Raw genomic sequence first — 14,225 nt, 5'->3', positions numbered from 1 at the left:
CAGTTTTTCAGGCGAATGATCTGACATAGGAAGAAACGTCCTAGCGGTATCGTTTCCAAATCCTCAAAGTTTGCCATGCAATTGCAACTCGCTCAAAATTATCTACTCACATCAACAAAAATTTGCGGTATGATGCGCGAAAAAGCTTTAACAGCGTTATTTTAGAGGAAGACATGCGCGTAGCCCTACTCTCCAAAACCATTACAGTGGCAATTACACTTGCCGCACTGATTTCGCCCCAAGTGCTCGCCTCATCGGGTATTGGAAAAGTCGATTTAGTTGTGATCACTAAGTCTGAGTCCAATATGGCCTTATTAAGGGACGGCAAAGTCCTCAAACAATACCGCATTGCCATGGGCGACTTGCCAACCGGACATAAACTGACCGAGGGCGATCAACGTACACCGCAGGGCCGCTATATTCTCGACTATAAAAAATCCGATAGCGCCTATTACAAATCCATCCATATTTCTTACCCCAATGAAGAAGATAAGTTAAGAGCCAAGGCACTGGGGATTAGACCCGGTGGCATGATTATGATCCACGGTCAAAATCCCCGCTCACCCCTGCCCCCCGAGCAAGCACAGCAATACAACTGGACCGATGGTTGTATTGCCATCACCAACGCTGAAATGGACGAAGTGTGGAAAGCGGTCGATGAAGGCACCCCCATCGAGATTTGGCCATAAACGATACGCCCAGTTACCTGGGCGTTTTTATTTGTGTTACCCGCGTTAAGGAATTTTTATGTCAATATTGGCAACTGAGGCTACAACATTAAATTACGCAGCATTAGAACGAGCTTGGCCAGCATTTGAGACAAAGATATTGTCTTTACTCAATACCTTAGGATTAGCGGATAAAGGGCTATATTGCGATCATGTCGCTCTTAGGGTAAACACCATTGTCGCAGCGGATGCACTCAAGCAAGCCTTTAGCGAACGTGGGCGGATTATCTCAGACAATAAAATTAATGGCCGTTCAATCCTAATCATTGAACTGGATAACCCGCTGCGCTTAGGCAGTTTTACCATTGATTGTGTTGAACTTCCTTATCCCGGTGATACTCATTACCCCCAAGAAGGCTGGGAGCATATCGAGTTGGTACTCCCATCAACGGCACAGGATTGTGACAGTTTAAGCCAAAATATTGGTCAATTATGCCCGCCACTTTTACCATTACTACAAGGACAAAGCTCTGCGCCAATTAAGGTTAAATTTAGCTCACCCAAGAGCGAAAAAGAGCGTTTAGCCAATCCCACCATCGCCTTTAAACAAGCTGATGTATGCATTAAGTTACATCCACACGGCATTAAAGCGGTCATCGCAAGCGAACAAACTGAGCGTTAGCAGAACGCAGAATGTGACCCAAATACCAATTACAGATGTTGGTTGACATATAACAAGCGATTTGCGCAAAAGTCACCCACTAAAAAGGTAAAAATAGATTAAATTCATGCTATTACATTATGAATAACCATTAGGTTTTAGTGTTATCTACCACGGGCTCACCAAAGGGCATTGCCGTGATATCATTAAGGACGCAGCACATGAAACCCCATAAGCACGAAGCCCAACTCCTCAAACTAGCCCTCGAAATTGGTATCGGTTATGCCAAAAAACGCGGATTTGAAGACTTTGATAAAGGCGTATCACCCAAAGATAAAGTGGAATGTATTTATCGACTGCTGGTCACGGATAATCTGATCCAGCCCTTAGCGAAGGACAAAGAAGACGGCCCAAATATGAAGCACAAATTGGTGCTGTGGATCATCCGACATCTGCCTGCAGACCATCCCTTATTGCAATAACATCCCTAAAGTCCACAAAAATAGCGCCTAGATTGGCGCTATTGAACGCTCAGTTATTTGGCGGTTTTTTTCGCTTTTTCCGCCGCCAATACCGTCGCCATCGGTGGCACTATGCTGGTCGGATCAAGGCGCATTTGAAACCAGTTCACTCGCCAATCCAAGTGTGGGCCATTTGCCCGCCCAGTGGCGCCGACTTCCGCCACAGCTTGCCCTTGCTTAACGGTTTCACCGGCATTGACGTAAAGTTTGCTTAGGTGCAAAAAGCTCGAACTGACACCATAACCATGGTCGATAACCATGGTCCCACCCGAATAAAACATATCGGGCACAGAAAGACTAATCACCCCATCAGCGGGCGCTACCACCACTGTGCCGGTTTTCGCGGCCACATCGACGCCAAAATGTGGATTGCCTGGCACATCGTTATAGATGCGCTGACTGCCATACACACCGGAGATCCTGCCGGTTAATGGCCAAATGAACGGCTGTAAAAACGCGGTTTGTTCGCTAAAGGTGCCGCGTGCCGCTTTGACCTGCGCCGTATCCTTTGCGGCTCGCTCCTGCGCGACGGGATCAGGCTTCATAATCTTATTACTAATGCCTTTAACGCTCTGAATGTTGTATTCCCGCTTAGCGATATTGAGGGGTTTAACCTCAGTCAAGCCATCGGGATACACTAAGGTAAGCTGTTGAGTAAGCTCTGCATCTCTATCAAAACCAAAGGCAAAATGGCCATCAGGCGTAACTTTTACGGCCTCGCCATTAAGAGTCACTTGCGTACCTGCGGGAACTTTGGCTCGGATCAACGCCCCTTGCTCAAATTTGCCTTCAAAACTCACCTGTGCCTGAGCCGTTAAGCTAAACAGGGTTAAGAGCGTAAAAAACGTCGCCTTAAATTTGCTGGATGTCACCATAGGAGATAAGCGAAATGACGCGCGGGATGGCGTGAATGGCAAGGCTTTTAACATCATTGGAACAGCGTTTAGCATAACCTCAAAAATCCTTATTAAAATATAAAGCCCTAATTGTTAGGGCTTTATGACAAAACGGGTAGGTTTAATTCCCTTTAGTCACGATAGCACCTTTACCCACACCTTCGTAGGCAATGACAGTAAACTGGCTTGAAGGCACTTTGGTGGCTAAGGTGGTTGCCATATAGTCGGCCAATAATTCCACCGTGGTATCGTGCGGGATCAAATCGCAGCATTCCTTAGGCATCGCCAGTTGGAAATTCCCCTGCGGCGCTTGATAGTAAAATCCATAATGACTTTCATCGCTTACCTGCGTTTGTGGCGATAGCGTTAAGCTCTTCACTGAGACTAAATCCTCCTCGCTGCCGAGGTAAATATCGTGCCAACGCTTGGCCCAATACTCGTCCCATTTCAGCGCGGGCACGCCATTCTCAAACACCTGCACAGGGCTGCGATGACCGTGGGCAATCCGCTGGCAGTTGCCATCGTGCTTACGTAGTCCATGACTGTAATGATAATAGGGAGAATTTAGCACTTCATGTCTTAAGGTCAAATGAATGCCTTCAACATTATTGGGCAGTGTTTCCCGCAGGGCTTTTTGCAAGAAAGCACTAACGCTTGGAATATCAATCTGTTCTGAGGGCACCAAGGCAAAAGCTTGGGAAGGACAGGCTAAATGGATCTCACCCTGCAAGCTTTCAAAATCCAGCCACACACGATCACCCAACTGTTGCCAGCGAACGCCGCTGCAGGCGGTAGGCACTAATAAACGATGATCAGCCACCGCATCAATCGTGTGCTTAATGGTACGTTTGACCTTGGCAAAATCGAGCACCATATTTTGCTCATCTAGGCCGCCTTCTAATACCACATCAACAATCCAACTTTCCCCCACCATGCCGCGCTTTGGACACAGATAGGAAAAATCGATCACCGTTAAATCTTTTACAAACAGTTGCATTGATTCTCCTCGGCAGAAAAACAGTCCGCCTAAATAGGGATAGCGCCACTTAGCAATGGCCGAGCACGCTTACTTGGGTATATGCACCAAGCTTACCCAAAAACAGAATACGAATTCTAATCAATTCTGCCCCGCCCCGCGACAAATGAATCCGCTCTTAAGCGCTTTTTATTTTGATGATGCGACAAACGCGCATGAGTTAGCCAATGAGATGACTCAGTAACCAGTGCTTTGAAATGAATGACATGATAAAACGACATCATCCAAAAGATGGCTGGAGAATATTGCTAAGAGAGGTAAAGAGTCTCACCGGCTAATTGGTAGCGACGATTAGCATGTAGACAGCTAAACGAAACATCATTCACCCTACCTAGATAATCAAGCAAAAACAGCGAATTAGCTCACAAAAACTTAATCCACAACAGCGATAGACCCAATCGAAACAAGGCGTTATCCCTAAATCATTTTAGCCGTTACTATCGACCTATAAACCATACAGTAAGCAAGGTTAATAAGGGAGAAAACCAGATGACAAAACTCACCGCTATCGCGATAACCCTCACGGCTATATTCGCAAGTAGCTACGCCGTCGCCGCCGAACCGATTGAAGTCATTACCCCAGCAAAAATCACTGAACCCGAGAAGGTGGAACTGGGCAAAATGCTCTTTTTTGAACCAAGACTGTCTAAATCAGGTTTTATTTCCTGTAACTCTTGCCACAACCTTTCAACGGGCGGCGTAGATGCGCTACCCACGTCAATTGGTCATCATTGGCAAGAAGGCCCGATTAACTCACCGACCGTGCTAAACGCCGACTTTATGCTGGCGCAATTCTGGGATGGTCGCGCCAGCAACTTAAAAGAGCAAGCCGCAGGCCCGATTGCCAACCCCAAAGAAATGGGCTTTACCCATGAACTCGCCACCGAAACCATTGCTTCCATGCCAGCATACCGCGCGCGCTTTGCCAAAGTTTACGGTGATGAAAAAGTCGATATTGACCGCTTAACCGATGCCATTGCTGCCTTCGAAAAGACCTTAGTCACGCCTAATAGCCCATTCGATCAGTATTTATTGGGTAAACAAGATGCGATTAGCGGCGACGCTAAAGCTGGCTATCAACTCTTTAAAGATAAGGGCTGCGTCAGTTGCCATAATGGCCCCGCGGTAGGCGGTACTATGTTTATGAAGATGGGCCTAATTAAACCCTTCCATACCAATAACCCTGCCGAAGGCCGTAAGGGCGTAACGGGTAAGGATGCGGATAAGTTTGTGTTTAAGGTACCGACACTGCGCAATATTGAACTAACCTATCCCTACTTCCATGACGGCAGTGTATGGACACTTGAAGAAGCGGTAAATACCATGGCAGATATTCAGTTAGGACAAAAACTGACCGAGAAGGAAACCAAGGAAATGGTAGCATTCTTAAATTCACTCACGGGTGAACAGCCACAGATCTCGCTGCCGATTCTGCCACCATCAAATAAAGAGACTCCGCGCCCAGTTCCTTTTGCGACAGGAGCAAAATAAAGGTTAAACCTAAGAAGCATTTAGCATAAAAACAAAGGCCGAGAATAAACTCCTCGGCCTTTGTTTTTTCATCGGTGACAGCGATTCAAATAAGACTATTCGCCCTTAAGACGTCTATCTAATTGATCTTTTAAGTTTGCCGGCACGCCTTTAATCAAAATTGTGTCGGAAATCGGATCGTAAATCACCCGTTGACCCAAATGCCCACCGTCAAAACTTATCGTCACACCACCGCCAGTACCGGAGAATTTCTTTAATTGTCTTAGGGTCGACTTATCCGCAGGAAATTCTTCATCCAGCTCATAGCTACCGCCGCGGGCAAAGTCATAAAAAGATTCCATGCCTTGGTCAGCAAGCTCATCCGCTAAATCTTTGATCTCTATGTCAGCGCCTTCATCAAAACGCTCGGAGCAATATTCAAACACTTTATTACGGCATTGCTGGCGCTCTTCTTTGGTCAGATCGCTACTGGCGACGAAGTCTTCCACGGCGTTCATCAACGTTTTGTTTTGCGCCTTGGTATTTACCCCTTCGACACAGCCCATAAAGTCGAGGAAAAAGTCAGCCACTTTACGGCCCGCACGTCCGCGGATAAAGGAGATGTACTTGCGGGAATCTTTATCGGCCTGTAATTCTGTGAGATCGATACGTGCTGCCAATTGGATATTGTTTAAATCCAAATGGTTGTTCTGCGACAGCTCCATATCATCCAGTACCGTCATCGACGATTTTGCACTGAGCAGCGCCACAAACAAATAATCACTCGCCATGCTGGTATAGCAGGACATCAGCAAAAATCCGCCTTGGCTAAAATCATATTTGGCTAATTCTTCCTGCAGCAGCTTACTGGCTTGTCCGGTAAATTCGACAAAACCTAAGTCCCCCGCACGGTATTCCTTTAGCGCATTGGCAAATGCTGGATTGGCCTCACCATCATCACCATGGATGCCAAAATAGCCAAATCCTTTGCCAGATTTGCTGGTATATGTCTGATGCAACTCTTCGAGCATCATCTCGACAGCCTGACCGTTCAGCAGAGGTTGAGGACGTAAACGGCAGCGTAATTGACCCTGACTGTCCTGGGAAATCTCGTGAATAATTGCTTGTTCGATGTTAATACTCATAAGCCCTGATAGTGATGCTGGAATAAATCCGCTATTATATGCCGCTAATCCATTCCAAAGTGAAACATTTTTTGATTATGGCAATCCAATCCAAATACTCAAACACACAAGTTGAATCATTAATCGCTGAGATTTTAGTGGTACTCGAAAAGCACAAAGCCCCTACCGACTTAAGCCTGATGGCGCTAGGCAACTGTGTCACACATTTGTTAGAGCGCAAAGTACCAAGCGAATCACGCCAAGCGGTCGCGGAACAATTTGCGAAAGCACTCGCACAATCGGTGAAATCCAATTAAGTTAGTCGAGTAAGCATCGTTAAAACAACATAAGATACAACGTCTTTTAGGAATAAGCGGATCACTATGGTCGAGCGAAAAAAGCAAATGAGCCGCGATCGCGTATCGCGACTTATCAACTGGGGACATTGGTTCGCCTTCTTTAATGGCCTGTTGGCTATGATTGTCGGCACACGCTATTTAAGCAGTGTGGGTTATCCCGAAACCTGGTTTGGCTGGGGCTATCTTGCTGTCAGTACCATCGGCCAGTTCAGTTTTCTTGCTTTTATCGCTTACTTGATTTGCCTATTCCCACTGACGTTAATCTTACCTTACTCCAAGATACTCAGAGGCTTAGCGGCTGTTATCGCCACCTTAAGCCTGTGTCTCTTATTGTATGACACGATTGTTTATGCCGATTACGGCATGCACTTGAGTCCTTTTGCTTTTGATATAGCCTGGGCCGATTTGAGTGCCCTGCTCCACGGCACCTCCTATATCGTCACGCCAATCGCCATTCTTGCGATTGAGCTAACAGCGGCTAACTTCCTGTGGAAGCGAATTGAAAAAATCCAAAAACTCAATCTTGGTAATAAAGTCATTGCCTTTGTTGGGGTGTGCTTTGTAAGCAGCCATTTGATCCATATTTGGGCCGACGCGGCCGATATCACCGAAATCACCCGTTTCGATGATACTTATCCTTTGTCTTACCCAGCGACGGCTCGTAGCTTTATGGAAAGCCACGGTATTGACGGTTCATCCCAAATCAATGATGAAGCGACTCAAGCCAGTAATACACTCAGCTATCCCATACAGCCACTGCAATGCCAAGCGGATAGCAAATCGAATGTATTAATGCTGACCATCGACAGCTTGCGTGCCGATATGGTGGACGCCAAAACCATGCCGTTCTTACACCAATATACCGAGCAGAACCAAAGTTTTACTCAGCATTATAGCGGCGGCAATCAGTTTAAGACGGGCATGTTCTCCCTGCTGTATGGTTTGCAGGGCAGCTATGGTGATGCACGCATTTTTAATAACACTAGCCCGCTGATGATCCGCAGCTTTAAGCAGGCAGGTTATGAACTGGGATTGTTTATCCCCGAAACCAATCTGAATTTGCGCTCAGCGCAGGCCATGTTTAATGACTTTACCCCCGTCATCGCCGAAGAAACCAATGGCAGCGCCGAGGCCGATATACTTAGCGTTGGCCACTTTAAACAATGGCAAAGCGCGCAACAACGTCCTTGGTTTGCCCTCGTGAACCTTAAAGCACCCGAGAATTTTGATACGCCAGTGGGCTTCCTCGGTATCGAAACGGTCAAAGCCGATCCGAATTTAAAACCGGCGCAAAAGGTATTATTTAACCAATATCGCCAATCGTTGAATTTTATTGATAAGCAAATTCAAGCCATTGTCAGTGAATTGCCCAGCGATACCTTAGTGGTGATTACTGGCGTTAATGGCAAAATATTTACCAGTAATAGCGACGAAGCACTGCGTAATTTGTCACCGGAGAGTGTCAGAGTGCCTCTGGTTATCCATTGGCCAAATGCCTTGGCCAGCAAGGTTAACTATCGCACGAGCCACTATGGTGTGGTTCCCACATTAATGACCCATGTTTTGGGCTGCACCAATAACACCTCAGACTACAGCGCAGGCCGCAGCCTACTGCAACCGAGCAAAGAAACCTGGATTTATATTGGTGATAGTCGGATTTTTGCCATTTACCAACAGTCGGAAATCACTGTCATTGACCGCCATGGTAAATACCGCATCTACGATGAAAACTTTGAACATCGACTGCACAAAAAGATGAGCGCCCCTGAGCTTATCCAAGTGTTGCGCGAAGGCAGGCGCCTTTATAATCATTAATAGGTGTTTTATCTAAAAGCCCTAATACCACTTAGGGCTTTTTGTTTCCATCATTTCACCACACATTGCCCGATACCAAATCAACAACTTGATCACACCATTTAAACGAATCTCAGACGGTTAACTGATTAAATGCTAAAGTAGCAGTATGACTCATAAATGATATTTTTTTATTTGGCTGACTTCTCCCATGACCATGATCAAAAACGTTCATAATCAAGCCTTTGAAGCCATTCATACCATCCTTAATAGTCTAGATGCTCTGGTCTACGTTTCGGATTTACACACCTATGAACTACTGTATTTGAATGATTATGGTACGACCATTTGGGGCGAACCCACAGGTAAAAAATGCTATCAGCTACTACAAGCTGGGCAAAATAGCCCCTGCTCTTTTTGCACAAACCACAAACTGATTAATCATGCAGGCAACAGTACCACAGTACACGTGTGGGAATTTAAAAATACTTACAATAATCGTTGGTATCAATGTCGTGATCAGGCCATTCGCTGGACAGATGGTCGACTAGTACGGATTGAAATTGCAACCGACATTACCGATCGCAAACAAATGGAAGAGGCGTTAATCGAGGCAAAATCCACTGCCGAGCGTCTTGCAAATACCGACGAACTGACAAAACTCTACAACCGTCGCGCCTTTTTCAATTTAGGCCTTTCCATAGCACAACAATCAGGACAGGCATTAGCGTTTATCATGTTTGATATTGACCGTTTCAAGCACGTCAATGATCGATGGGGACATACTACAGGCGATGCCGCGCTTATTCATATTGCGAAGCTCACTCAAGCCATCCTTAAACCAGTAGATATTCTTGGGCGCCTTGGCGGTGAAGAATTTGGCATACTCTTACCCGACTTACACCACGAACAAGCATGCCAACTTGCAGAATCAATTCGCTGTCGCTTTGAAGAACAGCCACTTGCTCTTAATGGCCAAATCATCAAATGCACCGCAAGCTTTGGCATTGCATCAATCACAATCCCTGTCATTCATTCCGAGAAAGAAGCACAAAACCTTCTGGAAACACTCTTCAACAGTGCAGACCAGGCCATGATGCAAGCCAAGCGAAATGGGAGAAATCAAGTCTGCAGTGCAACTGAACTGGCGAATTTTGCTCAAAATAATCACTAAAGCCGCTTAATACTTATGCCGCTTAGCTTCCGCTAATGACATGAGCGCATGCTTTAGTGCCCTCATCGGCTAATCGACATGCATGCTAGAACCAACGTGCAAGTGCAGAATACTCGATGATATAACTGAGCTCAGCCTCTGTAAGCACGCTTGGAGTATGCGCCTCAAGAACTGCTAAATCCTCAGAATGTCCACTAATTGTACAAAGATAATCGATAATACTCTGGGAAATTTGCGCCGAAATCACGGCAGAATCATCCTGTTTTGCCTTTGCTAACAAGAGAAATTAGCTATTGACGCCATAGTCTCTTGTTAGGTGTTTTCATTATTTGATAACAACCTTTTTCTTGATTAGTCTGCCACTCTCATCATTTGGATCGAAGTCCATAAAATATACAGCCCCCCTATCTTCAAAGACTAGGTTCTCTATGTTTTGGTTACTTAAAGGATCACATCCTGTTTGAACTAGAAAAAGCGGAACGATTGGTTGGAAAGTTCCATTTTTAAATGAGTGTTCTGGTCTAATCCCATCGGACACTTAATTTTGAGGCAGTATGGTCAATAAATTAAGAGGTCTATATGAGTCTGAAAAAATCACATAAGAGTTATCCGCAGGCATTTAAAGATGAAGCCGTCTTGATGGTGCTGGAGCAAGGTTATAGCGTTGCCGATGCGGCAAAGTCTCTTGGAGTTAGCACGAGCCTGCTTTACAACTGGAAGGAAAAACACGAAGCCCTGCAACAAGGCATCACCTTAGAAGAGTCTGAGCGTGATGAGTTGAAGCGATTGCGTAGAGAAAACAAAGAATTACGCATGGAAAAAGAAATTCTAAAAAAGGCAAGCGCCTTCTTTGCGAGAGAAATGAAGTAAGATTTCGTTTCATCAAACTGCAATCTCACCTGTTTCCCATAACACTGTTATGTCGAGTAATGAGTGTCAGTAAGTCAGGCTATTACGATTGGCATAAACGCCCTGCAAACGTGATAAGCGTTGAAACACTGAAGCTTTATCGCCTTGTTCGACAGCTATTTAAGCAAAGTCGAGGCAGCTTAGGGAATCGTGAAATGGTGAAGAAATTGCGCAAGGAAGGCTACCAGGTTGGTCGCTATCTCGTTCGTAAAATTATGCACCGCCTTCGACTCAAAGCAACCCAGCGATGTGCTTACAAGGTGACGACACAGCGAAAACACTCAGATGCAGTGGCTGATAACCTGTTAAACATGAACTTTAATCCAGTATCGGCTAATCAGGTCTGGGCGGGTGACGTGACCTATTTAAAGACGGGTGAAGGCTGGATGTACTTAGCTGTGGTGATGGATTTATATTCACGCCGGATTGTGGGATGGCGCATAGACAAACGCATGACCACAGATTTGATATCCAAGGCATTAATAAAAGCCTACAACCTGCGACAACCAGCGCGAGGGCTGGTATTTCACAGTGACCGAGGCTCGCAATATACCAGTAAACAATTCGGTAGGCTGCTATCGAGCTATGGTATCCGAGCCAGCATGGGTGATGTGGGTGCGTGTTGGGATAATGCCGTTGTTGAGCGATTCTTTGGTAGCTTGAAACACGATTGGATTTTTAAAGTTGCTCAACCAACAAGGGAGTTTATGAAGCAAGATGTGACGGCTTACATCAAATATTACAACTTGGAGCGACTTCATTCTGCTAATAACGATCTGTCACCTGTAGAGTTTGAGAATTCTCAAGTAAAAGTGTCCAGTTTGGGTTGACCAGTACACTTTGCAAGCGACTAATGTGTGTTTGCACAAATCTGCTAAAGTTTTGCGTAGCAAAACCACATTTGTGCAAATGCTCAGCAGTCCAGCGAACGCAGTGAGCGAGCTTGGCAAGCTTGTTAGCCGAATACTACATACTTTTATCAAATTGAGTGCATGATAAAACATAAATATCAGACTGCTCATTTTTTAAATTAAGCATTTTGAGAATCTCTTTATCTAAAAATGCTTGTTTTAGAGGCTGTTCATAATTCTGTGTCAGGTTAACTACCGCACTATTAAGGATGGGTGTCTTTAATTTCCTTTTTAATTTCTCTTCCTTCGGATTCTAGACGCACAGTTAGTAGCTTTTTTGCTAAAGGGTGCAACTTAGCTTGATCTATAGATTTTAATCTGCGTTTTCCCAAGCGTTTATCAAGCATAGCAAGTGACTGAATTAAAGGATCTTCAGAAGATATAGACTCATCAATAGTAAGATCGTGCACGAAACTCCAGCAAGACTCATAAACATCTTGCCTTGATAGTTCACCGTACTCCATTTCGCCGTAAGACTTTTTCTGGTGTGCTGATATATGCTCAGGAACTGGTGAGTCTGTAACCCACCGTCCATCCTTAAAATGGTAATCGCCAGCAGCGCGATTCCAGAATGCCCTTGTACAGAAATTAGCGATAACCCCCTTATCAAGTGTCAGCCAAGCGTGACCACAAGTACAATTACCATATCTTGTGCTAAAAATAGCAACTCTCCCACCAAGGGATTGAGAAAATTTGTCTTCTACCAGCGATTTCAACTTACTCCATTTCACCGATAAAACTCCTTTAAGCACACAACGACAGAATTACGCCGCGACGCGAAGCGGCGTCGGCTTGAATGAATTGACAGAGGTCACTGGCTTTGCTGGTCGGCCAGTTAATGTTTCTATAAACCTCTTAGCTCAATGCTTAACCAAAGCATAGTAGGAGGTTAACTACCGCACTATTAAGGATGGGTGTCTTTAATTTCTTATTTGCCCATTACAGTCTCATTTCAAAATTGCATTCAACCTCGATCCTTGCATCATAGGTAAAGAACTTATTGTGAGCCATAACGCCCGCTTAAGGGGCAGCCAACGCAATTACCAACTTACCGCATAACACCATAGCCACAAAAAACAACGCATATTAAAAATGCCACGCGTTGGCTGTCCCTCTTGAAGCGTTTGTTATACCTTTTTGTACTTAACTTTTAAGTAATCAGCAGTAGTATCCATCTCAGGATAAATTTTGTCTTTTGAAAAACCTAATAGCTCTAGTTGCTCCCGAAGGAACGCTTTATTTTTGACTTTGTACCTCTTCGGCTGAAATTCTGATGATTTATAATTTGCCAACTTCTTTTTTGAACCATCTATACCAAACAGAAGAAACGCACCATCTTGCTTTATAATCCGACGATTGTTTAACAATGGCTTAACACACCAGATAGACTGCAAGTGATCTTTCTCAATCACATGAGCGAAATAAGGCTTCTCATCTTTAATTTCATGAAGTAAATATTGAATGTGCGGTATTGAATTAAATCGTTTGACCCATTTCTGTTTATCTTCATTTTCAGAGAATTATGTACTGGTCAACCCAAACTGGACACTTTTACTTGAGAATTCTCAAACTCTACAGGTGACAGATCGTTATTAGCAGAATGAAGTCGCTCCAAGTTGTAATATTTGATGTAAGCCGTCACATCTTGCTTCATAAACTCCCTTGTTGGTTGAGCAACTTTAAAAATCCAATCGTGTTTCAAGCTACCAAAGAATCGCTCAACAACGGCATTATCCCAACACGCACCCACATCACCCATGCTGGCTCGGATACCATAGCTCGATAGCAGCCTACCGAATTGTTTACTGGTATATTGCGAGCCTCGGTCACTGTGAAATACCAGCCCTCGCGCTGGTTGTCGCAGGTTGTAGGCTTTTATTAATGCCTTGGATATCAAATCTGTGGTCATGCGTTTGTCTATGCGCCATCCCACAATCCGGCGTGAATATAAATCCATCACCACAGCTAAGTACATCCAGCCTTCACCCGTCTTTAAATAGGTCACGTCACCCGCCCAGACCTGATTAGCCGATACTGGATTAAAGTTCATGTTTAACAGGTTATCAGCCACTGCATCTGAGTGTTTTCGCTGTGTCGTCACCTTGTAAGCACATCGCTGGGTTGCTTTGAGTCGAAGGCGGTGCATAATTTTACGAACGAGATAGCGACCAACCTGGTAGCCTTCCTTGCGCAATTTCTTCACCATTTCACGATTCCCTAAGCTGCCTCGACTTTGCTTAAATAGCTGTCGAACAAGGCGATAAAGCTTCAGTGTTTCAACGCTTATCACGTTTGCAGGGCGTTTATGCCAATCGTAATAGCCTGACTTACTGACACTCATTACTCGACATAACAGTGTTATGGGAAACAGGTGAGATTGCAGTTTGATGAAACGAAATCTTACTTCATTTCTCTCGCAAAGAAGGCGCTTGCCTTTTTTAGAATTTCTTTCTCCATGCGTAATTCTTTGTTTTCTCTACGCAATCGCTTCAACTCATCACGCTCAGACTCTTCTAAGGTGATGCCTTGTTGCAGGGCTTCGTGTTTTTCCTTCCAGTTGTAAAGCAGGCTCGTGCTAACTCCAAGAGACTTTGCCGCATCGGCAACGCTATAACCTTGCTCCAGCACCATCAAGACGGCTTCATCTTTAAATGCCTGCGGATAACTCTTATGTGATTTTTTCAGACTCATATAGACCTCTT

Annotated in this window: 14 protein-coding genes; 8 read left to right on the top strand and 6 right to left on the bottom strand. The window is 44.9% G+C overall.

The features are described 5' to 3' along the window. Nucleotides 1–173: 173 nt before the first annotated feature. The 3 genes from SO_RS10035 (at nucleotide 174) to SO_RS10025 (ending at nucleotide 1,811) form a co-directional block, all read left to right on the top strand. Entirely contained in the window at nucleotides 174–689 is a 516-nt protein-coding gene (locus tag SO_RS10035; RefSeq protein WP_011072219.1) for a L,D-transpeptidase family protein, read from the top strand. Between the two features lie 58 nt (nucleotides 690–747). Continuing rightward, on the top strand, nucleotides 748–1,350 hold the full coding sequence (locus SO_RS10030; RefSeq protein WP_011072218.1) for a VOC family protein: 603 nt from the start codon (nucleotides 748–750) through the stop codon (nucleotides 1,348–1,350). A 200-nt stretch (nucleotides 1,351–1,550) separates the two neighbouring features. Continuing rightward, the gene (locus SO_RS10025) at nucleotides 1,551–1,811 is read left to right on the top strand and encodes a DUF5062 family protein (RefSeq protein WP_011072217.1); all 261 of its coding nucleotides are present in this window, start codon (nucleotides 1,551–1,553) and stop codon (nucleotides 1,809–1,811) included. A gap of 53 nt (nucleotides 1,812–1,864) precedes the next feature. Here the strand turns inward: SO_RS10025 and SO_RS10020 are convergent, their stop codons facing one another. Both SO_RS10020 and SO_RS10015 read right to left on the bottom strand, forming a co-directional pair. Beyond that, nucleotides 1,865–2,725, bottom strand: a complete 861-nt coding sequence (locus tag SO_RS10020; protein WP_011072216.1) for a M23 family metallopeptidase — start codon at nucleotides 2,723–2,725, stop codon at nucleotides 1,865–1,867. 142 nt (nucleotides 2,726–2,867) lie between these two features. Beyond that, nucleotides 2,868–3,743 carry a 6-carboxytetrahydropterin synthase gene (locus SO_RS10015; protein ID WP_011072215.1) on the bottom strand — a complete coding sequence of 292 codons (876 nt, stop codon included), beginning with the start codon at nucleotides 3,741–3,743 and terminating at the stop codon, nucleotides 2,868–2,870. Between the two features lie 528 nt (nucleotides 3,744–4,271). Here SO_RS10015 and ccpA point away from each other — a divergent pair. Then, nucleotides 4,272–5,273 (top strand): diheme cytochrome c5 peroxidase CcpA, encoded by a 1,002-nt coding sequence (gene ccpA / locus SO_RS10010; protein ID WP_011072214.1) that lies wholly within the window; start codon nucleotides 4,272–4,274, stop codon nucleotides 5,271–5,273. A 95-nt stretch (nucleotides 5,274–5,368) separates the two neighbouring features. Here the strand turns inward: ccpA and yejK are convergent, their stop codons facing one another. Continuing rightward, complete coding sequence (yejK, locus tag SO_RS10005; RefSeq protein WP_011072213.1) at nucleotides 5,369–6,397, bottom strand: nucleoid-associated protein YejK; 1,029 nt, start codon at nucleotides 6,395–6,397, stop codon at nucleotides 5,369–5,371. A gap of 77 nt (nucleotides 6,398–6,474) precedes the next feature. On the opposite strand from yejK, the gene SO_RS10000 reads away from it, so the two are divergent. The 4 genes from SO_RS10000 to SO_RS09985 all read left to right on the top strand — a co-directional run bounded on the left by SO_RS10000 (nucleotide 6,475) and on the right by SO_RS09985 (nucleotide 11,442). After that, on the top strand, nucleotides 6,475–6,693 hold the full coding sequence (locus SO_RS10000) for a YejL family protein (protein ID WP_011072212.1): 219 nt from the start codon (nucleotides 6,475–6,477) through the stop codon (nucleotides 6,691–6,693). A 66-nt stretch (nucleotides 6,694–6,759) separates the two neighbouring features. Beyond that, a complete protein-coding gene (locus SO_RS09995) occupies nucleotides 6,760–8,550 on the top strand; it encodes a DUF3413 domain-containing protein (protein ID WP_011072211.1) in 1,791 nt (596 codons plus the stop codon). 190 nt (nucleotides 8,551–8,740) lie between these two features. Then, nucleotides 8,741–9,703 (top strand): GGDEF domain-containing protein, encoded by a 963-nt coding sequence (locus SO_RS09990; protein ID WP_011072210.1) that lies wholly within the window; start codon nucleotides 8,741–8,743, stop codon nucleotides 9,701–9,703. Between the two features lie 579 nt (nucleotides 9,704–10,282). Beyond that, nucleotides 10,283–11,442 (top strand): IS3-like element ISSod1 family transposase gene (locus tag SO_RS09985; RefSeq protein ID WP_141135407.1). Its coding sequence is split into 2 segments (ribosomal slippage): nucleotides 10,283–10,532 and nucleotides 10,532–11,442, totalling 1,161 coding nucleotides; the frame shifts between segments, so codons are not numbered across the junction. 284 nt (nucleotides 11,443–11,726) lie between these two features. Here SO_RS09985 and SO_RS09980 read toward each other — a convergent pair. The 3 genes from SO_RS09980 to SO_RS09970 form a co-directional block, all read right to left on the bottom strand. Further along, nucleotides 11,727–12,254, bottom strand: coding sequence for an SF0329 family protein (locus SO_RS09980; RefSeq protein ID WP_011072209.1), 528 nt, complete (start codon nucleotides 12,252–12,254; stop codon nucleotides 11,727–11,729). A gap of 396 nt (nucleotides 12,255–12,650) precedes the next feature. Further along, complete coding sequence (locus tag SO_RS09975; protein WP_164925694.1) at nucleotides 12,651–12,917, bottom strand: hypothetical protein; 267 nt, start codon at nucleotides 12,915–12,917, stop codon at nucleotides 12,651–12,653. Nucleotides 12,918–13,054: 137 nt separating this feature from the next. Then, nucleotides 13,055–14,214, bottom strand: a protein-coding gene (locus SO_RS09970; protein ID WP_141135407.1) for an IS3-like element ISSod1 family transposase whose coding sequence is annotated in 2 segments (ribosomal slippage) — nucleotides 13,055–13,965 and nucleotides 13,965–14,214 — 1,161 coding nt in all. Because the reading frame shifts where the segments join, the coding sequence is not laid out codon by codon here. Nucleotides 14,215–14,225 lie beyond the last annotated feature (11 nt).

It is taken from the genome of Shewanella oneidensis MR-1 (genome assembly GCF_000146165.2).
GTDB classification, from domain to species: domain Bacteria; phylum Pseudomonadota; class Gammaproteobacteria; order Enterobacterales; family Shewanellaceae; genus Shewanella; species Shewanella oneidensis.
This window is presented reverse-complemented; position numbering and strand designations above follow the sequence as displayed.

What these genes read in the sequence shown, in the direction of transcription:
- SO_RS10015 (WP_011072215.1), bottom strand. Translation starts at nt 3,743, where the DNA reads ATGCAACTGTTTGTAAAAGATTTAACGGTGATCGATTTTTCCTATCTG.
- SO_RS10025 (WP_011072217.1), top strand. Translation starts at nt 1,551, where the DNA reads ATGAAACCCCATAAGCACGAAGCCCAACTCCTCAAACTAGCCCTCGAA.
- yejK (WP_011072213.1), bottom strand. Translation starts at nt 6,397, where the DNA reads ATGAGTATTAACATCGAACAAGCAATTATTCACGAGATTTCCCAGGAC.
- ccpA (WP_011072214.1), top strand. Translation starts at nt 4,272, where the DNA reads ATGACAAAACTCACCGCTATCGCGATAACCCTCACGGCTATATTCGCA.
- SO_RS10030 (WP_011072218.1), top strand. Translation starts at nt 748, where the DNA reads ATGTCAATATTGGCAACTGAGGCTACAACATTAAATTACGCAGCATTA.
- SO_RS09995 (WP_011072211.1), top strand. Translation starts at nt 6,760, where the DNA reads ATGGTCGAGCGAAAAAAGCAAATGAGCCGCGATCGCGTATCGCGACTT.
- SO_RS10000 (WP_011072212.1), top strand. Translation starts at nt 6,475, where the DNA reads ATGGCAATCCAATCCAAATACTCAAACACACAAGTTGAATCATTAATC.
- SO_RS09990 (WP_011072210.1), top strand. Translation starts at nt 8,741, where the DNA reads ATGACCATGATCAAAAACGTTCATAATCAAGCCTTTGAAGCCATTCAT.
- SO_RS10020 (WP_011072216.1), bottom strand. Translation starts at nt 2,725, where the DNA reads ATGGTGACATCCAGCAAATTTAAGGCGACGTTTTTTACGCTCTTAACC.
- SO_RS10035 (WP_011072219.1), top strand. Translation starts at nt 174, where the DNA reads ATGCGCGTAGCCCTACTCTCCAAAACCATTACAGTGGCAATTACACTT.